Origin of the sequence: Pedobacter steynii (assembly GCF_001721645.1) — a bacterium.
GTDB classification, from domain to species: domain Bacteria; phylum Bacteroidota; class Bacteroidia; order Sphingobacteriales; family Sphingobacteriaceae; genus Pedobacter; species Pedobacter steynii_A.
The window spans coordinates 6,410,969-6,433,736 of sequence record NZ_CP017141.1 but is presented as its reverse complement, the minus strand read 5'-3'; the positions used below and the strand labels follow the sequence as shown (position 1 = coordinate 6,433,736).

The 22,768-nt window shown below is 41.6% G+C and carries 23 protein-coding genes and 1 tRNA gene; 12 read left to right on the top strand and 12 right to left on the bottom strand.

Annotated elements, in window-relative coordinates; all coding sequences use genetic code 11:
* Window positions 1-12 precede the first annotated feature (12 nt).
* Complete coding sequence (locus tag BFS30_RS26700; RefSeq protein ID WP_069382095.1) at window positions 13-771, top strand: SDR family NAD(P)-dependent oxidoreductase; 759 nt, start codon at window positions 13-15, stop codon at window positions 769-771.
* A gap of 336 nt (window positions 772-1,107) precedes the next feature.
* On the opposite strand, the gene BFS30_RS26695 is transcribed toward BFS30_RS26700, so the two are convergent.
* From BFS30_RS26695 to BFS30_RS26675, 5 genes are all read right to left on the bottom strand, one after another.
* Window positions 1,108-1,197 (bottom strand) — tRNA-Ser (locus tag BFS30_RS26695).
* Between the two features lie 97 nt (window positions 1,198-1,294).
* Window positions 1,295-2,284 (bottom strand): YihY/virulence factor BrkB family protein, encoded by a 990-nt coding sequence (locus tag BFS30_RS26690; protein WP_069382094.1) that lies wholly within the window; start codon window positions 2,282-2,284, stop codon window positions 1,295-1,297.
* A 9-nt stretch (window positions 2,285-2,293) separates the two neighbouring features.
* Window positions 2,294-2,701, bottom strand: coding sequence for an acyl-CoA thioesterase (locus BFS30_RS26685; protein ID WP_069382093.1), 408 nt, complete (start codon window positions 2,699-2,701; stop codon window positions 2,294-2,296).
* Between the two features lie 2 nt (window positions 2,702-2,703).
* Window positions 2,704-3,759: an endolytic transglycosylase MltG gene (mltG, locus tag BFS30_RS26680; protein WP_069382092.1), complete on the bottom strand. Its 1,056-nt coding sequence runs from the start codon at window positions 3,757-3,759 to the stop codon at window positions 2,704-2,706.
* Between the two features lie 16 nt (window positions 3,760-3,775).
* Window positions 3,776-4,546: a PASTA domain-containing protein gene (locus tag BFS30_RS26675; protein WP_069382091.1), complete on the bottom strand. Its 771-nt coding sequence runs from the start codon at window positions 4,544-4,546 to the stop codon at window positions 3,776-3,778.
* A gap of 145 nt (window positions 4,547-4,691) precedes the next feature.
* Between BFS30_RS26675 and BFS30_RS26670 the strand changes: the two genes are divergently transcribed.
* Window positions 4,692-5,678 carry a D-alanine--D-alanine ligase gene (locus BFS30_RS26670; protein ID WP_069382090.1) on the top strand — a complete coding sequence of 329 codons (987 nt, stop codon included), beginning with the start codon at window positions 4,692-4,694 and terminating at the stop codon, window positions 5,676-5,678.
* Window positions 5,679-5,846: 168 nt separating this feature from the next.
* On the opposite strand, the gene BFS30_RS26665 is transcribed toward BFS30_RS26670, so the two are convergent.
* Together BFS30_RS26665 and BFS30_RS26660 are read right to left on the bottom strand one after the other, a co-directional pair.
* Window positions 5,847-6,620, bottom strand: coding sequence for a DUF3575 domain-containing protein (locus tag BFS30_RS26665; protein WP_069382089.1), 774 nt, complete (start codon window positions 6,618-6,620; stop codon window positions 5,847-5,849).
* 237 nt (window positions 6,621-6,857) lie between these two features.
* The gene (locus tag BFS30_RS26660) at window positions 6,858-8,285 is read right to left on the bottom strand and encodes an MATE family efflux transporter (protein ID WP_069382088.1); all 1,428 of its coding nucleotides are present in this window, start codon (window positions 8,283-8,285) and stop codon (window positions 6,858-6,860) included.
* A gap of 301 nt (window positions 8,286-8,586) precedes the next feature.
* On the opposite strand from BFS30_RS26660, the gene BFS30_RS26655 reads away from it, so the two are divergent.
* Both BFS30_RS26655 and BFS30_RS26650 read left to right on the top strand, forming a co-directional pair.
* Complete coding sequence (locus tag BFS30_RS26655) at window positions 8,587-8,952, top strand: helix-turn-helix domain-containing protein (protein WP_069377809.1); 366 nt, start codon at window positions 8,587-8,589, stop codon at window positions 8,950-8,952.
* The gene (locus BFS30_RS26650) at window positions 8,949-9,851 is read left to right on the top strand and encodes an IS3 family transposase (protein WP_157262844.1); all 903 of its coding nucleotides are present in this window, start codon (window positions 8,949-8,951) and stop codon (window positions 9,849-9,851) included. Before BFS30_RS26655 ends, BFS30_RS26650 begins: the two co-directional genes overlap by 4 nt.
* A gap of 373 nt (window positions 9,852-10,224) precedes the next feature.
* On the opposite strand, the gene BFS30_RS26645 is transcribed toward BFS30_RS26650, so the two are convergent.
* Window positions 10,225-10,644 carry an acyl-CoA thioesterase gene (locus BFS30_RS26645; RefSeq protein ID WP_069382087.1) on the bottom strand — a complete coding sequence of 140 codons (420 nt, stop codon included), beginning with the start codon at window positions 10,642-10,644 and terminating at the stop codon, window positions 10,225-10,227.
* A 173-nt stretch (window positions 10,645-10,817) separates the two neighbouring features.
* On the opposite strand from BFS30_RS26645, the gene rpsO reads away from it, so the two are divergent.
* The 7 genes from rpsO (at window position 10,818) to BFS30_RS26610 (ending at window position 19,905) form a co-directional block, all read left to right on the top strand.
* Window positions 10,818-11,120 (top strand): 30S ribosomal protein S15, encoded by a 303-nt coding sequence (gene rpsO, locus BFS30_RS26640; protein ID WP_069382086.1) that lies wholly within the window; start codon window positions 10,818-10,820, stop codon window positions 11,118-11,120.
* A gap of 117 nt (window positions 11,121-11,237) precedes the next feature.
* Window positions 11,238-13,385: a polyribonucleotide nucleotidyltransferase gene (gene pnp / locus BFS30_RS26635; RefSeq protein WP_069382085.1), complete on the top strand. Its 2,148-nt coding sequence runs from the start codon at window positions 11,238-11,240 to the stop codon at window positions 13,383-13,385.
* Window positions 13,386-13,481: 96 nt separating this feature from the next.
* Window positions 13,482-14,153: a ribulose-phosphate 3-epimerase gene (gene rpe / locus BFS30_RS26630; RefSeq protein ID WP_069382084.1), complete on the top strand. Its 672-nt coding sequence runs from the start codon at window positions 13,482-13,484 to the stop codon at window positions 14,151-14,153.
* Window positions 14,154-16,535: a TonB-dependent receptor gene (locus BFS30_RS26625; RefSeq protein WP_069382083.1), complete on the top strand. Its 2,382-nt coding sequence runs from the start codon at window positions 14,154-14,156 to the stop codon at window positions 16,533-16,535.
* A 48-nt stretch (window positions 16,536-16,583) separates the two neighbouring features.
* Window positions 16,584-17,648: a 3-phosphoserine/phosphohydroxythreonine transaminase gene (gene serC / locus BFS30_RS26620; protein WP_069382082.1), complete on the top strand. Its 1,065-nt coding sequence runs from the start codon at window positions 16,584-16,586 to the stop codon at window positions 17,646-17,648.
* A 12-nt stretch (window positions 17,649-17,660) separates the two neighbouring features.
* On the top strand, window positions 17,661-18,611 hold the full coding sequence (locus tag BFS30_RS26615) for a D-2-hydroxyacid dehydrogenase (RefSeq protein ID WP_208603011.1): 951 nt from the start codon (window positions 17,661-17,663) through the stop codon (window positions 18,609-18,611).
* Between the two features lie 49 nt (window positions 18,612-18,660).
* A complete protein-coding gene (locus tag BFS30_RS26610) occupies window positions 18,661-19,905 on the top strand; it encodes a DUF1015 domain-containing protein (protein ID WP_069382081.1) in 1,245 nt (414 codons plus the stop codon).
* On the opposite strand, the gene BFS30_RS28005 is transcribed toward BFS30_RS26610, so the two are convergent.
* From BFS30_RS28005 to BFS30_RS26595, 4 genes are read right to left on the bottom strand one after another with little or no spacing between them, the layout of a single operon-like run.
* The gene (locus tag BFS30_RS28005) at window positions 19,898-20,044 is read right to left on the bottom strand and encodes a hypothetical protein (protein WP_167353206.1); all 147 of its coding nucleotides are present in this window, start codon (window positions 20,042-20,044) and stop codon (window positions 19,898-19,900) included. The two genes, BFS30_RS26610 and BFS30_RS28005, sit on opposite strands and share 8 nt — an antisense overlap.
* A gap of 45 nt (window positions 20,045-20,089) precedes the next feature.
* The gene (locus BFS30_RS26605) at window positions 20,090-20,599 is read right to left on the bottom strand and encodes a hypothetical protein (RefSeq protein WP_069382080.1); all 510 of its coding nucleotides are present in this window, start codon (window positions 20,597-20,599) and stop codon (window positions 20,090-20,092) included.
* Window positions 20,600-20,610: 11 nt separating this feature from the next.
* Entirely contained in the window at window positions 20,611-20,895 is a 285-nt protein-coding gene (locus tag BFS30_RS26600) for a putative quinol monooxygenase (RefSeq protein WP_069382079.1), read from the bottom strand.
* A gap of 10 nt (window positions 20,896-20,905) precedes the next feature.
* Entirely contained in the window at window positions 20,906-21,685 is a 780-nt protein-coding gene (locus BFS30_RS26595) for an SAM hydrolase/SAM-dependent halogenase family protein (protein WP_069382078.1), read from the bottom strand.
* A 102-nt stretch (window positions 21,686-21,787) separates the two neighbouring features.
* Here BFS30_RS26595 and BFS30_RS26590 point away from each other — a divergent pair, with 102 nt between their 5' ends.
* The gene (locus BFS30_RS26590) at window positions 21,788-22,765 is read left to right on the top strand and encodes a PhoH family protein (RefSeq protein ID WP_069382077.1); all 978 of its coding nucleotides are present in this window, start codon (window positions 21,788-21,790) and stop codon (window positions 22,763-22,765) included.
* Window positions 22,766-22,768: the final 3 nt, after the last annotated feature.

Below are 22,768 nucleotides of genomic sequence, written 5' to 3'. Positions count from 1 at the left end.
AAATAATTCGAAATGGAAAGATTAATAAATAAAGTGGCGGTTGTTACCGGTGCTTCAAAAGGAATAGGCGCAGCCATAGCGAAACATTTTGCTGCAGAAGGCGCAAAAGTTGTGGTGAATTATGCCTCAAGTAAAGAAGGCGCAGAAAAAGTGGTGAAAGCCATAATAGATAATGGAGGCACAGCCATCGCCGTGCAGGCAGATGTATCTAAAGCAGCTGACGTGATTAGGCTGTTTGAAGAAACGGAAAAAGCCTACGGCACATTAAATGTTTTAGTTAACAATGCAGTATCACAGGGTTACGCACCTATTGAGCAGATTTCGGTAGAGGCATTTCACCAGAGTTTTAATGTCAATGTGTTAGGGCCAATATTGACTATTCAGGCAGCATTGAAACTTTTTGGTGATGAGGGCGGCAACATCATTAATATTAGTTCGGGAGCAAGTAAATATCCACTTCCGAATGCTTCATTGTACTCTGCAACTAAGGCTGCACTAGACGCCTTCACTATCGCTTTGTCAAAAGAACTGGGTGCAAAAAAGGTTCGGATCAATTCAGTTTTACCTGGCGCCACAGAAACAGAAGGTGCAACCAGTGCGGGTGTAACCGCCGGAAGTGATTATGAAAAAATGTTTATTGCCAATACACCACTTGGCCGAAGAGGCCAGCCCGAAGATATTGCGAAAGCCGCGGTATTTCTCGCATCTGATGATGCGGGTTGGATCACTGGTGAGCAAATATCAGTTTCGGGCGGTATGTATGGTTTCTAATCCTATTGAACTTTATGGCTGAAGTAAACGCAGATCTGATTTCTAACGCAATAATCTATTTAGTTGGTTTGGACATTGATTCTCTGTGTAGTGAATCCATTGATATAAGTCGGTAGTCTAAATGAAACGACTATGTTAAAGATTAGATGTTTGTTTTTTTAACATTGTTTAATGTCGACTTGGTATTGTCTGTTCGGTGAGTTTTTACAAGTCCAAGATGTACTCACCGAATCACTCACCAACTATATGGAAATTAATGAGCATTTTGGAGTTCAATTAAAACAAAAAATCCTGCTAATCTTTCGATTTGCAGGATTTTTGTAGGTTTTGATACCTTGGCGGAGAGTGGGGGATTCGAACCCGCGGACCCTTTGACAAGTCAACAGTTTTCAAGACTGCCGCAATCGACCACTCTGCCAACTCTCCGCGACAAAAGTACAAATACCGCTTGATTCTGCAAATTCAGAATCAGATAATTTAACGAAAACTTGATAAGCCCTTAAAGATGAGTTAGAAAAATTTTTTATCTTTCTGAATTCCCCGGGTTAGGCGGTGTATTTTTGAACATATTGAAGTTCGGACGGATGATTTTTACACTTCTTTTCGACAAATCTACACTCGCATTGAGCTCAAATCCCACCAATAAGATCAAAGAATTTAAATAAAGCCAGATCATCAGCACAATTAAAGTACTAATTGAACCATATACTTTATTGTAAGAACTGAAATTATTGATATAAAAAGAGAATCCCCAGATCGTTAAAAATGCCAGGATTGTAGACAGGCAGGAACCTGCGCTAAAGAATCTCCATTTTTTTGCATGTGCGGGTCCGTATTTGTATAAAATCGAGATGGTCACAAAATACAGAATCCCAAGGAGCGACCAGCGGGTTAACTGAATGAGGTAAGCAATGAAGTTTCCTTTGATGTTCAGTTCATCATCAATGTAATTTAAAGCAACCTCTCCGATGGTCATCGCCACGATACAAATGATCACAGAAAGCGCAATCGCGATGGTCAGCAGTATTGCAATTAAGCGTTGCTTTAACCAGGTCCTCGTTTCTATAATCAGGGATGACTTGTTAAAGGCCATCATCAGACTATGCACGCCATTTGTAGCGAAAAATAGAGAAAGGAAAAAACCAAAGGATAACAATCCCCGGTTAGGCTTGTTTACAATTTCATTTAAAGTGGTCTCAAAGGCTCTATAAGCATCGGCCGGCAGGATCAGCACAATGAAATCCATCAGCTGTTTCTGGAAGCCTATACGCCTTGGAATAAACGGAATTAAAGTAAACAGAAAGATGATGGCAGGAAATAAAGCCAGCATAAAATTATAGGCAAGAGAAGAGGCCTTATTGACTAAAGAATCCTTCCCGATCTCCTTAAAGAAAAACGAAGCGATGGTATAAAGCGGCAGCGGACTAAAACCTGGAAGTACACATACTTTGGTCCAGTCTATAAACAAAGCATAAATCCTGATTTTTAATAGTTGCCTATGTACCCACTCCATCTATCAAATTTAATTAAAAAATACTTTTAACTTTTCCATGAAGTTTTCAGGAGGCGAGCATGGTTTATTCTTTTCCATGTCTACAAATACCAAGGTCGTTTTTCCGATATTGATCAGTTCGTCAGCATCGTTGAACAATTCATACACGAAATGTATGCGTATACCCGGAAGCTCATGGATGGTGGTTTTAATGGTCAGCTCCTGATCGTAAAGTGCCGGCTTGATGTATTTGCAGTTCAGCTCCAGAACCGGCATCATTACCCCGCTGCTTTCCATCCCTGCATAATCCATTCCCAGACTACGAAGCATTTCTACACGGGCAACTTCGTAATACTCTGCATAATTGCCATAATATACGTATCCCATCTGATCCGTTTCTCCGTAACGTACCCTGACTTTAGTGCTGTGTGTATACATCCTTATTTGTAAATGTTGCGTTTGTTTAAGGCTTCTCTATATTTTTTGGCGTTGATTTCATGTTCCTGAACCGTAACCGCAAAATTATGATAGCCGGAGAAATCCTCCTTTGCACACATATAGATGTAGTTGTTGTTGTCCTTGTTTAATACCGCATCAATTGCATTTATACTTGGCATCATGATTGGTCCCGGAGGCAATCCTGCATACTTATAAGTATTGTATCTCGATTGAACCTGTAAAAGAGAATTAGTTACCCTTTTAACCGTAAAATCATCATTGGCAAAGATCACCGTTGGATCTGCCTGAAGTAAAATTCCTTTTTTCAGACGGTTTAAGTAAAGCCCCGCAATGATTGGCATCTCTTTATCGTACAAGGCCTCAGAGTCTACGATAGACGCTAAAATTGAAACCTGAATCGGGCTAAGGTTTAATGCTGCGGCTTTAGCCTTACGGGAGTCATTCCAGAATTTTTCATATTCTTTCTGCATTTTCTCAAAGAACTCAGAAGGGGAGGTATTCCAGTACAATTCGTAAGTATTTGGGATAAACATGGTATAACTGTTGTCTTTGTTGAAACCATATTTTTCAATTAGAGATGCAGAATCCAATAACTTGATAAAGGTAAGAGAGTCTGATTCCAGGTTCTTAGCCAGGTATCCGGCAAAGTTCTCTTTCTTTCTGATGTTCTGGAATTTAAGCTTTACCGGTTCCTGATTTCCAGCTTTCAGCATATTGATCAGACCACGGTTGGTCATTCCTTTTGCAATTTTATAACGACCTGGTTTTAATGCACTCTTCAGGTCCATTTTTGCTGCAGCCTGACTAAAAGTTCCAATGTCTGTTAAAATATCTTTACGTCGGATTTCCTGGAACAGGTCATCAATATTATGCCCGGTTCTCACATACAGGTATTTTTCTTTCCCTGTTGTGTTTGGTGCAAAGTAAACCTTATAAAATTGTAACCCATAATAACCACCAACAACCAATATAGCCAGCAATACAGCTAATATTACCTTCGTTTTTGTCTTAAAGCTTTTCTCGTTTTCGTTTGTCATAAAATGATCGTAAATGTTATTTCTTATTGGATAACGTAATATTTACTGGTGTGCCGATTTTTACTTTCGAAACAGAGTCTGTTAAGAAAGGATCCTGCCTGATAATAACGGCATTTACACTGTCTGTAATCTCTCCTTCGTAAGTAACTGTTCCTAAAGTAAGCATTGCGCCATTTTTTAGCGCAAAAACAGCCTCATCTTTAGTCAGCCCTATTAACGAAGGAATGTCAACTTCTTCATTTCCCTTTCCGTCACCCAGCACAAAGTCAATTCTGGAGCCTTTAGGTAAAGACTCGCCCGCCTTAAGTGGTTGTCCACCAAATAATGCCTGAAGGACTACATCTCTGCTGACATCAGATTTATAAGTCGTATCACCAAGTTTAAGTCCGTAATTTTCAATCAATGCCTGCGCTTCTCTCAAAGGCTTAAATTCTATATCAGGAAACTTAACGTTAGGTGCCATGGCTACATTTACGGTTAAGTAAATGGTTCTGTTGCCTTTTACAAAAGTATTGGCTTCAGGATCCTGATCAATCACAATCCCCGGAGGCGAATCCATCACAAATACCGAGTCTACTTCATAACGAAGTCCCAGATCTTCGAGTTTACTAACCGCCTGAGTAAATGCGAGGCCCTTCAATACCGGAACATTTAATCCCTGACCATGTTTGGTGTAATATCTTAAACTAAAGAAAGCAACCAGTAAAATCACCACTACAGTTACAATTGCGGCAATAAAGTTGTTTCTAAAGGATTTCGTCTTTAGGTAAGATATGAATTTGCTCATAGGTGTTTTTCGTTCTTATTGTATTTTGCCCAAAAATAGGCTAAAAAAATATTTTATTGGAATTAAAATGACATCTGCACCAACTAATTTATATTTGTGCATACATTTAACTTATTACTTTTAATAGGTTTTAACACGCTTAAAAATGAAGAAAACATTAGCATTACTAACCGGTGGTACCACAGGTGAGTGGGTCGTATCGGTTAAAAGTGCAGCCACTATCGCCCAAAATCTGGATGCCGACAAGTTTGATGTTTATAAAATTATGCTAACCCAGCAAGGTTGGTTTTATGAACCCGCAGACTCTGTAAAAATTGAAGTCGACCGTAACGACTTCTCCCTGACTATAAAAGGCAGGAAAATTATGTTCGATGGCGTTTTTATTGCCATTCATGGTTCTCCGGGTGAAGATGGTAAATTACAAGGCTATTTCGACATGCTTAACCTTCCATATACCACTTGCGATGCCCTCACTTCGGCCATCACTATGAATAAAGGATATACCAAAGCAATCGTTCAGGGGATCGAAAATCTTCACATCGCTAAATCTGCGCAAATTTTTAAAAACACGGCATATAGCCTGGAGCAAATAAAAAAGGACCTCAAAATCCCATATTTTGTAAAACCGAATAACGGTGGAAGCAGTATCGGAATGAGTAAGGTTACTCATGGTGCAGACCTGCAAAGCGCAATCGATAAAGCCTTCAAAGAAGATACTCAGCTGCTGATTGAAGAGTTTATTTCCGGTCGTGAGTTTACCGTAGGAGTGGTGAAGCTGGATGGGAAAATTACAGTATTGCCGGCAACAGAAGTGGAAACTGCGAAAGAGTTTTTTGATTTTGAAGCAAAATATACACCTGGCGTAGCAACGGAAACTACTCCTGCACCAATCAGACCGGAAACCAAAGCAAGGGTAGAGCAGATTGCAAAAGATGTATACCTGAAACTAAACTGCAGCGGCGTGGTACGTATTGATTTTATCCTGACGGAAGATGAAGGTGATTTTTATTTCATTGAGATCAATACCATTCCAGGACAAACAGCAACCAGCTTTATTCCTCAGCAGGTAGCAGCAGCAGGAATGAAACTCAACGACTTTTATACCAAATTAGTAAAAGAAACTATAGGGTAATTCCTAAGTGATTTACTTAAAAAACGAGAACCCTCTTTTCATCCCCGAATCTTTGCTGAAGGGCAAATATTCGAATGTCTTCAAAGAGGATTCTCGTTTTTTTTATTAATCCTGCACTGACATCCCGAACCCGGCAGGAAGAATATGATCTAAAGGATCCCGAAAAATTTAGAACCTGTATCCGATACTCAATCCTGATCTTAAGCCTGCCCATGGACCGTCAAAATCTATATTGGCGCCATTGCCATCAACGGTGGTTTTCGTTTTTACTAAGGGAAGGTTTCCAAAATCATGCTCAAGTACCTTTTTCAGTTCTTCCTGCTCCCTGGGGCTGAGCGTTTTTTGTGCGGAGATATTTCCGGAAGAAACACCGTAATTTGGTCCTGCAATCCATAAATCAAGGGAGATGGATTTACCCAAATTCCATTGTGCGCCAAACAACACGCCTGCGGTAAAGGTATCTATCCCTCCGCTAAAGTTCATCTCGTCTTTTATGGTAATGCCGTTCCCATGATACTCATAGGTGAAAGGAAGATCAGCATTGTATCTGGCATACCTCAGAAAAGGGGCAATATAAAACCCTTGAAAAACACTTTCTCCAAGGTAATATCTAAACTCAGGGGTAATGGAGAAGTTACCCGTTTTATAACCTTTAATGTGATCCCATGTCTGATCATCATCAATTGTATTTTTTAATAGGGAACTAAATGGCACAGTTGATTTTGGCATAAAGCGGATGCCAAGCGCGAAAGCGGTCTTCTTACCAATAGCTTGCTCATACTGAAAAGAGTAGTTTTTAAGCACCAATGCCGCAACATTCCACTTCACCAAATGATGTTTTTCTGAATTTGTACTGTTCTCCTGAGCATAACTTACATTGCCCGAGAAAGACCATGTAAGCAAAACAAATGGCAGAACTAAGTTGCTGAAAGTCTTTCGCATACGCTTTATAATTATTTGTCCCTCAAATTTCGGGATAGACCCTCAGTATCACAATGCTTATTTATGGGTATATTGAAATTGCGAAATGAAACCGGATGCAGGGAACTTAATTTCAAGAAAAAGATGCGTTCCAGGGAAAGGCATAGGAAATTTTGCGCTTTTTAGCGCAAAAGATTCCAGCCTTTGAGTGGTCATGCTTCTTTTTCCAGTAAGATCCTGAATCTTCCGAAACAGGCATTAAACCTTAATGGTTTTCCACCTGCCTTTTTTAAACAGAATGTAACCTGCAATAGCAATTCCTGTTTCGGCTACAGGGATCGCGATAAACACACCTGTAGGTCCCATATTAAAATGTTTTGCCAATAAGAACGCCAGTGGAATCTGAAACAACCAGAAACCAAAGAAGTTAACCCATGTTGGTGTCCAGGTATCACCGGCACCGTTAAAGGTGCTGATCAAAACCATTCCGATTCCATAAAATATATAACCAAGGCACATGATCTGTAATGCCTGAAGGGCTACTTCCTGTACCTGCTTATCGTTGGTAAAGAAGGAAATGAAATAGTAACCTCCTATAAAAGTAAAGAGCATCACGGAGATCATATAGATTACAATGTATTTGGCAGTTTTCATAACGGATTGCTCTGCCCGGTCAAGTTGCTTGGCACCGAGGTTCTGACCAACAAGGGTTGCCGCAGAATTGCTCATACCCCAGGCGGGCAACATAAAGAACATCATCAGCCTTAAAGCCGTCTGATAACCTGCAGAACCATGGTCTCCTCCGGTTGTCGCCACCAGCTGAGCCAGGAAAATCCAGCTGCAGGAGGCAATGATAAACTGAAAGATACCGGGTGTAGCAATTTTTAACAAAGCTTTAATTTGTTCAAAATGCGGTTTGAAATAAGATAAGTGAACCTTAAGCAGGCTTTTTCCGCTAACCAGATGATACACCTGATAACAGACACCAATACCCCGGCCAATAGTCGTAGCGATGGCAGCACCTGTTAATCCGAATGCAGGGATAGGGCCAAAGCCGTTAATGAGTATCGGACATAAAATGATGTTGGCAATATTGGCAATCCATAAACTTTTCATGGCAATGGCCGCATTTCCGGCTCCACGGAATATCCCGTTGATAAGGAAGAGAAGAACAATAATCACACTTCCGCCCATCATGATCCGCGCAAAAGGAGTGCCTTGTTCGGCTGTTTCTGCAGAAGCACCCATCAGCAACAGAATGTCTGAAGCGTAAATGAAGCCGACAATGCTGATAATCAGGTTAACGGCAACAGCCACAATGATGGCCTGAACACCTGCTTTTGCAGCTGCTTCCGGGTTTTTCTCGCCGATGCGTCTGGCAACTACGGCTGTTGCTGCCATACTCATTCCAATGGCCAGAGAGTAAATAATGGTGAGTACAGATTCTGTTAGTCCTACCGTTTGTATCGCATGACTGCTATTGTGAAGGTGGCCGACAAAATAAAGGTCTACCAGTGCAAAAACGGATTCCATAGCCATTTCCAGCATCATCGGGATGGCCAGAAGTAGCACTGCACGGCGAATGCTGCCTTGAGTGAAATCAAGGTCTTCGCCTTTTAAGGCCTGTTTTAAAAGCGTAAAAATTTGAGATAGCTTGCCTGTTGAAGCTGTTTGCTGATGTGACATAAATAAGGGAAAAGAGATAATAATAAACCGTTGTCAGCAGGTAATGCTGAATCATTTAACTGAAGGAAGGAGGGGAGTCCTCGGCTTAAAACCTAAATCGGACTGCAAATACTATCATGGTACTGCGGTTTAGTTAAGTGCCAAATATAGTTTTTTTATGATTAAATCTTTAAAAAAGAAAATAATTTTTTGCGCGCTGGTGTTACAGGTCGGATAAGCGGGCCGGGATTGCTTCGGGGATCCTCTGTCCGTTCCTGCCCTGAGTTTACATAAGAAAGTTTTTCAAGAGAGAAAAATGAGTATGAAAAATGAACGTCCAAACAAAAGAAAAGGAGGCACAGAGTGGAATCATTCCGAGAGTCTTAGAGTACAGATCGCCTTAGAGTATCTTGATGGTGATTTTAGCCAGGTTCAAATAGAACGTAAGTATGGGTTATCGCCCAATACGGTTTATAGATTCGTATCTTGGTACAAAAGTAATCATAACCATCTTATGCCAGAAGCCGTCAACGTAGCTGAAGAGCTGCCTTTCAGCGCTAAAGAACGAAGAGAGCTGGAAAAGCGGCTGGCCTTATCAGAACTGAAGGTCGCCGTGCTGGAAAAAGTGATTGCCATTGCTAATGAGGAATATGGTACAGATCTTAAAAAAAAAGCTGCTACCAAGTGATCTCAGAACTCAGAGGCACCCGCAAATACTATAGCATAGCTCTTCTTTGCGCCACATTTGATTATACCAGGCAAGCCTGGTATAATCATCTAAAAAGTGTTGAATTGCATCTTCTGGAGGAGCATATTGTACTTGAAAAAATCATTGAGATCCGTAAAGCGCTTCCTAAAACAGGATGCATAAAGTTGTATAAAGAACTCAATAATGGCTTTTTACAGGCCCATGGTATCACTATGGGAAGAGATGCGGTATTTGAATTCGTACGTTCTAATGGAATGTTGATCAAGACAAAAAAGAAATGGGTTCGTACAACAAATTCTTTTCACCGGTTTAAAGTTCATCCTGATCTGGTGCAGCGCAGGCCAGCGATACATGCTGAAGAAATATGGGTAAGCGATATTACTTATCTGCGTACCAGTACTTGTTTTCTTTATTTATCACTAATCACAGATGCCTATTCAAGAAAGATCGTAGGTCATCATTTGGCGACTGATTTAAAGGCAATCGGATGTATTAAAGCATTAAATCTAGCCTTAAAAGGAAGATTGTATCCAAACAGACCCCTTATTCATCACTCAGACAGAGGAACTCAATATTGTTGCGATGACTATGTGACCATGCTTAAAGACAATGGAATACAAATCAGTATGACTCAGACAGGCAGTCCATATGATAATGCAATAGCAGAAAGAGTGAATGGAATACTGAAAATGGAACTAGGGTTGGAAAAGACCTTTAAAAATGTAGCCCAGGCGAAAGTATCAGTAGAACTGGCTATGGATAAATACAATAATTTAAGAATGCATTCCAGTTGCGAATTCCAAACCCCACAGCTGACTCACATGGTGGAGAATATCGTTCCAAAACAACAAAAAACACAATCCTTACTGCCTATGTAAACTCAAAACAGGAAAATCAGCATTTTTGGGTAAACTTATATCAGTAATAAAATTTATCATTGTAAACCTATATCAGTAAAACAAAAAAACTACGTAAACACTAATCAGTAATTTACTTTCTGTATGTAAACTTATTGCAGTATAAGACACTCTGTACAGACTCTGGGGTTGGAAGGTAGTTGCGAGGTAGTTGACCGGTATCTGGGAGGTAGTTGCATGGTTATTTAACCTTTCAAGTACCTCGCAACTACCTCGTAACTACCTCCCAGATCCGGACTCATTACGGAGGATCCCCGAACTGTTCTATACCAGGATAAGTTTAGGGATACCCCGGCAGGTCCGGAGGTGTTATCGTATTGTTGAAAAGGAAGGTCTAAATGCTGTAAGCCTGAATCATTTCTTCATTCACCTTACATCCTTTTCCGGTATTGGTATCAATCATCACATAATCGAACCAGCCATCAGATGCGATTTTGCCGGTGCGTTTGTTTTCAATTTCAAACTGAACACGACAGCCTTTCTCATTGATGGTAAGGATGCCGGTGCGGACTGCAATGATATCGCCAAGAATCAGTGGGCGCTTAAAGTCAACATGTGCGGTACGTACCACCCAGCCAAAGCCACTTTCCAGGAAAGATTCCATAGGCATCTTATAAAATTGCTCCATCTGGTCGTACCTGGCTGCTAGGACATAGTCAAAGTACTTACTGTTGTGTACGTGTTGAAACATATCTATGTCATCCGGACGTACTTTTAATTCACTTTCAAATATGCTGTATTCGCTCTTTTCCATGTTTTCTTCGTTCTGTGGGCAAAAATAGGGTTTAGATTTTATTTATATTTGCTCCATCATCGTAAATTAAAAGCAGATGACAATTGTGGGCTGACAACTTGCGAATAATTAAAACTTAAACTATCTTTGCACCCAATTAATTAATCCATACACACTTTAGTATCATTCAAGAAATGTATTTAAGTAAAGAAAAGAAAGCCGAAATTTTTAAACAACACGGCGAAGTAGAAACTAACACGGGTTCTGCAGAAGGTCAGGTAGCGTTATTTACATACCGTATTGCGCACTTAACAGAGCATTTAAAGAAAAATCGTAAAGATTTCTCTACTCAGTTATCTCTACAAAAATTAGTAGGTAAACGCCGCGGTATTTTGGCTTATCTGTACAAAAAAGATATTAGCCGTTACCGTGCTATCATCAAAGCTTTAGGGCTAAGAGATATCATCAAACCATTAGGTTCGAGAGATAGCAAATAAGCGTTAAAATATCAAGAAAAGCCATTCTTAAGGATGGCTTTTTTACTTTGAAAAATAAAATAAATATATATAAATCAGGTGTGTAGAAAGAGGAAAACACACCACAATACTCTTTAAATGAATGTAATAAAAAAATCGTTCGACTTGGGCGATGGAAGAACAATCGAAATTGAAACAGGGAAATTGGCGAAACAAGCTGATGGTTCTGTAGTTGTTAAAATGGGCGATACCATGTTATTGGCTACTGTAGTATCTACAGTGGGTGCAAAAGCTGGTGTTGACTTTTTGCCACTATCTGTAGATTATCAGGAGAAATATGCTGCCGCAGGCCGTATTCCAGGTGGATTCTTACGTCGTGAGGCAAGATTATCAGATTATGAAGTTTTAATTTCACGTCTGGTTGACCGTGCTTTACGCCCGATGTTCCCTGAAGATTATCACTCAGATACTCAGGTGATGATCACTTTGATCTCTTCTGACAAAAATATAATGCCTGACTGTTTAGCTGGTTTAGCTGCTTCGGCTGCTATCGCGGTTTCAGATATCCCTTTCAACGGACCAATCTCTGAAGTACGTGTAGCTAAAATCGATGGTAACTTTGTAATTAACCCATATGTGAGCGACTTAGAGCGTGCAACTATGGAGTTCCTTGTTGCAGGTACTGAAAACGACATCGTAATGGTGGAAGGTGAAGCGGATGAGATCTCTGAAGCTGACATGGTAGAAGCAATCGAATTTGCACACAAAGCAATCGTTGTACAGGTTCAGGCACAAAAAGAATTGGCTGAATTAGTAGGTAAGACGGTTAAACGTACTTATTCTCATGAAGACAGCAATCCTGAGTTAAAAGAACAGGTTTATGCAGCTACTTATGATAAAGTATATGCAATAGCGAAAAGCAATACAAGCAAAGGTGAGCGTGGTGATGCATTCGGTGCAATCCTGATGGATTTCATCGCTACTTTAGGTGAAGATATCGATGATGTAACCGGATTCTTATCTAAAAAATATTTCCATGATGTACAATATGATGCCATCCGTAACCTGGTATTAGACGAAGGAATTCGTTTAGACGGTCGTGATGTACGCACGGTACGTCCGATCTGGAGTGAAGTAGGTTACCTGCCTTCTGCTCACGGATCAGCAGTATTTACACGTGGTGAAACCCAATCATTAACTACCGTTACTTTAGGTTCTAAAGATGATGAGCAAATGATTGATGGTGCTTTCGTTAATGGATATAACAAATTCTTATTACACTATAACTTCCCTGGTTTCTCAACTGGTGAGGTTCGTCCTAACAGAGGTGCTGGTCGTCGTGAAATCGGTCATGGTAACTTAGCCATGCGTTCATTGAAGAAAGTATTACCTGGATTGGAAGAAAACCCATATACCATCCGTATCGTTTCTGATATCCTGGAATCAAACGGTTCTTCATCAATGGCAACTGTTTGTGCAGGTACTTTAGCACTGATGGATGCAGGTATTAAAATCAAAGCACCGGTATCCGGAATTGCAATGGGATTAATCACTGATGAGAAAACTGGTAAATATGCAATCCTTTCAGATATCTTAGGTGATGAAGATCATTTAGGTGATATGGACTTTAAAGTTACCGGTACTGAAAAAGGTATCGTAGCTTGTCAGATGGATTTAAAAATCAATGGCTTGAAATGGGAAGTGTTAACTAACGCCCTAAACCAGGCTAAAGAAGCTCGTTTACACATCTTAAACGAAATGAAGAAAACGATTGCTGCACCACGTGAAGACTACAAAGATCACGCGCCACGTATCGTTTCTCTAAGTATTGATAAAGAATTTATTGGTGCTGTAATCGGCCCAGGCGGTAAAATCATCCAGGAAATGCAACGCGAAACCGGTGCATCTATCTCTATCGAAGAAGTAGGTAACAAAGGTATCGTTGAAATCTTCGCTGATAACAAAGCTGCTATTGATGCTGCTGTTGGCCGTATCAATGCGATTGCTGCTAAACCAGACATAGGTGCTACTTATGATGGTAAAGTGAAATCTATTATGCCATTTGGTGCATTCGTAGAAATCATGCCAGGAAAAGACGGATTGTTGCACATCTCTGAGATCGACTGGACTCGTTTAGAAACGATGGACGGTGTGTTCAAAGAAGGTGACAGGATTCAGGTGAAACTTTTGGATATTGACAAACAAGGAAAAATGAAACTTTCAAGAAAAGCTTTATTACCTCGTCCACCAAAACCGGAAGGCGCCGCAGAAAACAAACCTGCATAATACAAACATTTAAAACCCCGCAATTTGCGGGGTTTTTTGTTTTAAAATGGCTTAATTTTTTATCTTTACTTCGTTAATATTAAAACCCCGTTGATCATGAAACACCTCATTGCTCCCTCTTTACTTGCTGCTGATTTTGCGAACCTTCAACGTGATATTGAAATGGTTAACTCCAGTGAAGCAGACTGGTTCCATGTAGATGTGATGGACGGTGTTTTTGTTCCCAATATCTCTTTTGGCTTTCCTGTGATGGAAGCAATTAAAAAACATGCTACAAAACCATTGGATGTACATTTGATGATCGTTAACCCCGATCAGTATATCGAACGTTTTGCAGCGGCAGGGGCTGCAGTGATTACGGTTCATTATGAAGCCTGTACACACCTTCACCGGACGATACAGGCCATTCATGCAGCGGGATGTAAAGCTGGGGTCGCCATTAATCCGCATACGCCGGTAGCTTTACTGAAAGAGGTGCTGGCAGACCTGGACCTGGTATTGGTGATGTCGGTAAATCCCGGCTTCGGCGGACAAAAATTTATTCCCAATACGCTTCATAAACTGAGAGAACTGAAAGCTTTATCGGCTACAATAAATCCGGAACTGATTATTGAAGTGGATGGAGGGGTAGATATCCATAACCTGGCAGATTTAATCCAGGCTGGTGCTAATGCTTTTGTAGCCGGAAATGCCATTTTCGCAGCAACAGCTCCAAAAGAAATGATTTCGGAATTAAAAAATCTCAATGCAGGCATCCTGAAAGTGTAAATGCGTAAACGCCTCCTGTTGCTCTTTGTTCTTCTCCTGACACTGACAGGACTGAAGGCGCAACCTTTAGTAAAGGTGACAGGAAGGGTGACGAATGAACTGCAACAACCACTGGCTGAAGTGACCGTCAGAATCCTGGGGCAGGATCAGTCCGCTTTATCAGATGATAAAGGGAATTATACCATTTACGCCACAAACACTTCTTTCATTTTAAAATATGCTCTGCTGGGCTACAAGCAAGTGCTGGTCAGCATTAGTCATGATAAGGCCGGCCGACTGATCCAGAATGTAACGCTTACAGAAAGCAGTAATGAGCTGGAGCAGGTCACGATTACCAGCAGACAAAACCAGCTCAGCAACAGCACCACCATTAATATTTCGGGAATAGGGGCCATGCCTTCTCCTTCTGGGAATTTCGAGGCCATACTCAAAACTTTGCCTGGCGTTTCTACAAATAACGAGTTGAGTGCTCAGTATAGCGTAAGGGGAGGAAATTTTGATGAAAACCTGGTCTATGTCAATGATATAGAAATCAGCAGGCCGATCCTGATCAGAAACGGGCAACAGGAGGGACTGAGCTTTATCAATAGTGACCTGTTGAGCAATGCTAAGTTTTCTGCCGGAGGTTTTGAATCCCGGTATGGAGATAAATTGTCTTCTGTGCTGGATGTAAAGTACGGAAGACCGGACAGTAGTCAGACGGTTTTAACTGCAGGATTGAACGGCGCTTCTCTGAGTACTAAAATGCTCCGTCAAAATAGTTTTCTGCTGGCAGGCCTGCGTTATAAAAACAATACAGGGGTATTAAGTAGCCAGGAGAACAAAGGTAGCTATCGTCCTAATTTTACAGATGCCCAACTGATCTATCAGCAGCAGCTTTCTCCAAAGCTAAGCCTTAATTTTATGGGCAGCTTTAACAATGGCAGCTTTAAACTGATTCCGCAAAGCCGCCAGACGGAATTCGGAACTTTAAGCAGGACAATCCGACTGGATGTAGATTATGAAGGAAAGGAAGTGGATGATTACCGGACGCTGGGTGGAGCCATCACCACGCTTTATGCACCCAGGCCAAACCTGGTGATCAAATGGATCAACAGCTATTTTAACAGTCGGGAGAGAGAAAATATAGACATTCAGGGGGCTTACTTTTTAAGCGAAATGAGCCCGGATCCGGGGGATCCGGAACCCCGGCCATCGGAAAGATTAACAGGAGTAGGAGGGTACTTTACGTTTGCCAATAACAAACTCCGTTCTCAGCACCTGAGCTCTGAACTGAAAGGAGACCAGACTTTTAATGACCATACTTTTTCCTGGGGACTGCGCTTTGAGCATAAGAACTACCGGGATGATTTAAGTGAATACAGTGTGATTGACTCTGCGGGAATCCGCCGTTTTTATGGAGGGCCGGTCATCGAAGCTGAAAATAAACTGGGTATTCAATATTACAGTGCTTACCTGCAGGATAGTTACCGCCTGTCTGCCTATACGGACCTTCAGCTGGGGATCAGAGGAAATTACAATAGCCTGAGTGATCAGCTGCTTTTCAGTCCGCGTTTGTTGCTGGCTTACCGGCCTTCGGGTAATCATAAGATTTTCAGGTGGAGTGCAGGAGTATATCAGCAGGCTCCTGACTATAGAAGTATCCGGGATTTTCAGGGCATACTGAACCTGAATCAAAAGGCGCAGCGCTCTTACAATACTTCTGCCGGAATGGATTATGCTTTTGATGGCCTGGGTACAAGACTCAAGTTCAGTACGGAGGCCTACTTTAAATATCAGGACCGGCTGATCCCTTATATGATGGACAATGTGCGGATCAGGTACCTGGCGGGAGAACAGGCAAAAGGATATACGTATGGTGCTGATTTCAGCATTGGGGGAGAGTTTGTGAAAGACCTGGTTTCTCATTTCAGGCTCTCTCTGATGAAGGCGGTGCAAAATATAGCGGGTGATCAGGAAGGTTATCTGAAACGTCCTACAGATCAGCGTCTGAACTTCTCTGCCTATTTTCAGGACCGCCTGCTCAATAGTCCGACGTATAAAGTACACCTGAACGTTTTGTATGGATCAGCATTGCCTGTCGGAGCACCTTCGTCGGATCGCTATACGGATGATTTTCATATTCCTGCCTATAAAAGAATAGATATCGGATTCTCTAAAGATTTTCTGGATGATGCCAGTCCGGGGAAATCAAGATTGCTGGATAAATACTTCAGCTCTTTTGCCTTATATGCCGAAGTGTTCAACCTTTTGAATATCGACAACACGGTATCCTACCTCTGGCTGAAGGACCTGAATAACGTCCAATATGCGATACCTAATTATTTAAGCGGGAGGAGATTCAACCTGAAACTGATCATTAAGTTTAAAAATTCGAAATAATAAACCATAGAAAATATTACATTTACAACTAATAAAAATAACATAAAAATGAGACATAATTTCGGCGCTGGACCCTGTATCCTACCACAGGAAGTTTTCAAGCAAGCATCACAAGCAGTACTTGATTTTAAAGACGGCTTGTCTATTCTGGAGATCTCTCACCGCACGCCTGAATTTGAAGGTGTAGTTGAAGAGGCCGGGAAGTTGGTTAAAGAATTGTTAAATGTTCCTGCCGGTTATTCCGTTCTCTTTTTACAAGGTGGTGCGAGTTTGCAATTTGCAATGGTTCCTATGAACCTATTGCCTGAAGGCCAAACAGCCAGTTACCTGGAGACAGGAGTATGGGCAAACAAAGCGATTAAGGAAGTCGCTAATTTTGGAACTGCAAATATTGTAGCTTCCTCAAAATCATCGAACTATACCTTTGTACCTAAAGAGTATAGCATCCCTGAAGACAGTGCTTATTTTCATTGCACCTCTAACAATACCATTTATGGAACAGAAATGTTCAGCCTGCCGGAAACAAAAGTTCCTGTAGTTTGTGACATGTCATCAGACATCATGAGCCGTGTAATTGACGTAGCTCAGTACGACCTGATCTATGCAGGTGCACAAAAAAATATCGGACCTGCAGGATTAACGGTAGTCATTGTTAAAGATGAGATCTTAGGTAAGTCGGGAAGAAAAATCCCTTCGATGCTGGACTATAAAGTTCATGCTGAAGGTGGTTCTATGTACAATACACCTCCGGTATTCTCTATTTATGTAGCGATGCTAAACCTGAGATGGTTGAAATCTAAAGGTGGCGTAGCTGAAATTGAAAAAGAAAACATTGCAAAAGCGAAAGCTTTATATACAGAAATCGACAGAAATCCATTGTTCAAAGGTACCTGTGCAGTTGAAGACCGTTCGAGAATGAACGTATGCTTCGTGATGGAAAACCCGGAACTCGAAAAACCATTCTTAAAGTTCGCGGAAGAAAACGGCATCGAAGGAATCAAAGGCCACAGAAGTGTGGGCGGTTTCAGAGCTTCGATGTACAATGCACTTCCAATTACCAGCGTACATACTTTAATTGAATTAATGCAGATTTTTGCTGAAAAACACCAATAAAATTTAGAATTAATGATCAAGATACTTGCAAACGATGGAATAGATCCCATCGGTAAATCCCTGTTAGAGCAGGCGGGTTTTGTAGTAGATACAGAAACAATTGCCCAGGATAAATTAGCTGAAGCTTTACAGAATTATGATGCGATTACGGTACGTAGTGCCACAAAAGTACGTCAGGAACTGATTGATCAGTGTCCAAATCTTAAACTGATCGGAAGAGGTGGGGTAGGAATGGACAATATCGATGTAGATTATGCAAGGGCTAAAGGCCTGGCAGTAATCAATACGCCTGCTGCTTCTTCTCTTTCTGTAGCTGAACTGGTATTCGCTCATTTGTTTACTGGTGTTCGCTTTTTACAGGATGCCAACAGAAAAATGCCTGTAGAAGGAGATACTAAATTCAATGCCCTGAAAAAAGCTTATGCTAAAGGTGTGGAACTGAGAGGTAAAACGATCGGTATCATTGGCTTCGGCAGAATCGGAAGAGAAACGGCTACTGTAGCTTTAGGCCTGGGAATGAATGTCCTGGCTTATGATCTTTTTCCTTTCGAAGGAAACCTGACCTTAAACCTTCAGGGAGGTATTAAAGTGGATATTCCGGTAAAAACAGTTTCGCTGGAAGAAGTGATCGCGAACAGTGATTTCATCAGTTTACATACACCATTTGCAGATAAACCAATCCTGGGTGCGGAAGAGTTTGAAAAAATGAAAACCGGCGTTGGTGTGGTGAACTGCTCAAGAGGCGGAACCATAGAAGAGGCCGCGTTAATCGCTGCTTTAGACAGTGGTAAAGTTGCTTTTGCCGGATTAGATGTATTCGATAACGAACCTACCCCTGCAGCGGCTATCCTGCAACATGCAAAGATCTCTTTAACACCTCATATCGGTGCGGCAACAAATGAAGCACAGGAGCGTATCGGTGTTGAACTTGCTACCCTAATTATTGAGCATTTTAATAAATAGCTTTTAATGAGGTGCCCATAGAAGGGTACCTCATTTCCCAATCCATCCTATGCCAAATATAAAGCCTTTCTGTGGATTAAAACCTGCAGTTCACCTCCAGTCGAAGGTGGTTACCCGTCCCCTGGAAAATTATGGAACGGGTGAAGCCCGCTTAATTGCGTCCGAAAATAACTGTAGCTTTCTGCACCTGATTAATCCGGAATTGGACAATCCATACCTTAGAGGGACCCGTCAGGAATTGATCTTCAAGAAGATTGCGGAAAATTTCGAAGGTTTTCTGGACCACCATTACCTGGTAAGGGAAGCAAAACCTGCAATTTATGTGTATCAGGTGGAACATGATGGCTTATGTCAGACTGGAATCTGGACATTGACCCACATTAAGGATTACCTGGAAGGAAGGATAAAAAAGCATGAATCTACTGTAGAACGCAGAGAAAAACTGCTGGCCGACTACCTGCAGCAAACTGGACTGGATGCGAATCCGGTACTGATTACTTATCATCCGGATGAGCTGATCGATGGGCTGATTGCAAAGTATGTGGCATTAAATCCTGACCTTGACTTCAGCTTTGCAGATGCGAGCCGGCATCGGGTTTGGGCAATAACGGAAACGAGGGACCTGGACCAGTTGGTGGCTGCTTTTCAGGCAATACCTTCGGTATATATTGCTGATGGTCATCACAGGGCCGCTTCAATGGCCAAAATGGGACTTCAGAAGCAGGCTTTGAATAGTGCTAAACATACGGGCACAGAACTCTATAATTATTTCACTACGGTGTACATGAATACTGCTGAGGTAAAGGTGCTGGAATTCAACCGGCTGGTGAGGGATCTTGGAAACAAGACCGAAGCTGAATTTATGGAAGCCCTGAAAACTGGTTTTGAGGTCGCCATATCGGACGTGCCTGTCCAGCCACAGGAGCTGCATCAGATTGGAATGTATTTCGGTAAACAGTGGTATGTGTTGAGTCCTAAGCCGGCAATTTATGATGCGAATGATCCGGTAGGGGTATTGGACGTGAGTATTTTACAGGATTTTATTTTGGAACCCATCCTGGGAATCAGGGATCCGAGAACGGATGCACGAATTACTTTTGAAGGGGGAAGAACGCCGGTTTCGGCCCTGCAAAGTAGGGTGGATAACGGCTTATTTGCTGTTGCTTTTACTTTATTTCCGACTTCGGTTGCACAGGTGATCGCAGTCGCAGAAGCGGATGGGGTAATGCCTCCGAAATCCACCTGGGTAGAACCTAAATTTTTAGTAGGCCTGCTGACCAACTATTTTAATTGAGGCTATTGGTCAATACCCAGTACCGGTAACCTAATATTGCCTTTTGAAAGGTACTTAGTTTCATCGGGTCTTTTTTGTACAAACTGGGCAGGAGGGCTTTGTTGATCCTGACCAGTATCTTGAAAAACCATTTTTTCATATGCGCTAAGTTTAAATTTTGGCTGAATTCCTTTTATCGGCAGGCTTAGATTTTCTTTAGCTTCTTCAGTAAAACGTAGCCTGTTCCCCCAAGTGCCAATACCAAAAATATGATGATATAGTGATAAAAGGTCTTGCCGCGTTCCAGTTGCTGTGCTTCCTTTTTAAGAGACTGATTCTGGTCCTGTAGCTTTTTGATGGAGAGCATATAGGCCTGAATCCTGCTATTGGTGCTGTTGGCAGTATTGATAACTTCTTTCACTTCCTGATCTTTGTAGTCCATTAATATTTTAAGCTCCTTGAAAATATTATTGTCGTTCAGGACGATCTGACGAAGGATTTCATTGGAATTTTTAATGTCTCTTTTTGTTTGAAACCCGAAGATTCCGGTTCTTGCATCTAAACTCTGGTCGTACTGGCCAAAGCGTGTACTGCGCTCTGCAAGGAGCCCATTGATCTTTAAACGTTGTAGTTGATAGGCACTGGTGTCACTTTGAAAAGCAGCGGCCTGGAGACTAAATCCAAGCAACAGGAGAAGCAATAAATTTTTGATCATTTTTTGTGTTTCTATGGAGCAAGCAAACTCCATGCCTCAGCTTTGGAAAGGAACATGGGTTTTACGATAGCCCAGGTTTCCCGGAAGAGCGGAGACTGCCGGTAATCTTCCAGATGCTGCTCATCTTCCCAATGACTGATGGTAAAGAATACGTCAGGGTTAGTGTTGTCCTGAAGCAGTTGCACGGCGCTGCAGCCTTTAAACGCAGCTATTTTGGGTTGTACTGCTTGGAAGGTCTCCTTGAATTTTGCTACAGAATCAGCAGAGAAATGCATTTTTACCAGACGTATTAACATGAAAATATTTTTAAGGATGAAACTCCACTCTGACAATATCGCTCAGGTGTAAGCCGAGGAGGCCGCTGGCCTTTCCTTTATTAATGGCAATTTCAAGGTGATTACTTATGCCGAAAAGACAGAGTTTCTCTCCTTCAGGAACTTCATTGTAATGCCAGCTCAGCTGGGTAATGGTTTCACTCTTTCTGAAGTACAAAGTAAAGTCCCTGTTCCGCTGTATTTTAGTAAATAATTCTTTAGTGATATTGGTAATCACGTTGGAGAAGGTGTCGATATAAATCACACTTCCACGGATGATATCACGCTCAATAACAGGGTTTAGCAACATGCGTTCCTCTACATTGTCGGTCGGCATTCCAATGTCTCTTAACCTGCCGCCTTTAGCCAGATGGATGGCTGCTTTTACAAAAATATCTACCAATGGAAAATGCAGGTATTTCAGGTCCTGCATGATATTCAGCTCCACAATTTCTTCGGGAGTTTCTTCAAACAATAAAGAAAAAATACCGTTATCTGCACCCACAAAATAATGGTCCCTGTATTTCAGGGCAATATATCTGGTGTTTTCACTGAACACGGAATCGATACCGATCAGGTGCACAGTACCTTTAGGAAAATAAGGATAAACATTCTTCAGAACGAATGCCGCATAAGAAATATTGAAGGAAGGAACTTCATGGGTAACATCAACAATATTGGCCGTAGGCAAGATGCTCAGGATACTGCCTTTAAGGGCAGCCTGATAAAAATCTTTTGAACCTAAATCTGTCGTTAATGTAATAATGGCCATTAAAAATTGAATATTTATTCTTAATCTTGCGTAAGCGGCAAATCGCGTACAAATATTCAATTTTTATATCAAAATATACACCTCTATCTAAAAAACAATATTTTGAACGAACTTAAATTAACATTAGAATCGGTAGATCCGGTACAGTTTTGGGGAGCAAACAATGAGCACTACGAGCTGATTAAGAATGCTTTTCCAAAGCTTAAAGTGGTGGCGAGAGGCAATGAACTGAAAGTATTGGGTGATGAGAAAGAGCTTAAAGTTTTTGAGCAGAAATATACGCTGTTGCTAAACCAGCTGGAGCAGTATAGCACATTAACTGCCAGTGATGTAGAATCTATCCTCGTTTCTAAGAAAGCACAGCCTGCTTCCGAAAATGGAACAGCCGAAAAGGCCGCTCCTGCGGCGGGTAGTGGTGGAGGTGAAGTGATCGTATTCGGGCCAAACGGTTTACTGGTGAAAGCCAGGACCGCGAACCAGCGACGCATGGTTGACAGCATTCTGAAGAACGATGTGCTTTTTGCCATCGGCCCTGCAGGAACGGGAAAAACCTATACCGCAGTAGCCCTTGCCGTAAGAGCACTTAAAAATAAAGAAATTAAAAGGATCATTTTAACCAGACCTGCCGTAGAAGCAGGGGAGAGCCTGGGCTTTTTGCCAGGCGATCTGAAGGAAAAAGTAGATCCATACCTTCGCCCCTTATATGATGCCCTGGATGATATGATCCCGGCAGAAAAACTGAAACTTTATCTGGAGAACAGAACGATAGAAATTGCCCCTTTGGCATTTATGCGTGGCAGGACACTGGATAACTGTTTTGTAATCCTCGATGAGGCCCAGAACTCAACTGACCTGCAGCTGAAAATGTTCCTCACCCGGATGGGCCCTTCTGCTAAGTTTATTGTAACAGGCGATGTAACCCAGATCGATTTGCCTAAAAAGCAGATGTCCGGACTGCATAATGCCCTGCGTATCTTAGACGATATTCCTGGTATTGAAATTATTTACCTGACGGGAGAAGATGTGGTGCGGCATAAACTGGTAAAAAGAATTTTAAAAGCCTACGGCGATATCCAATAATTA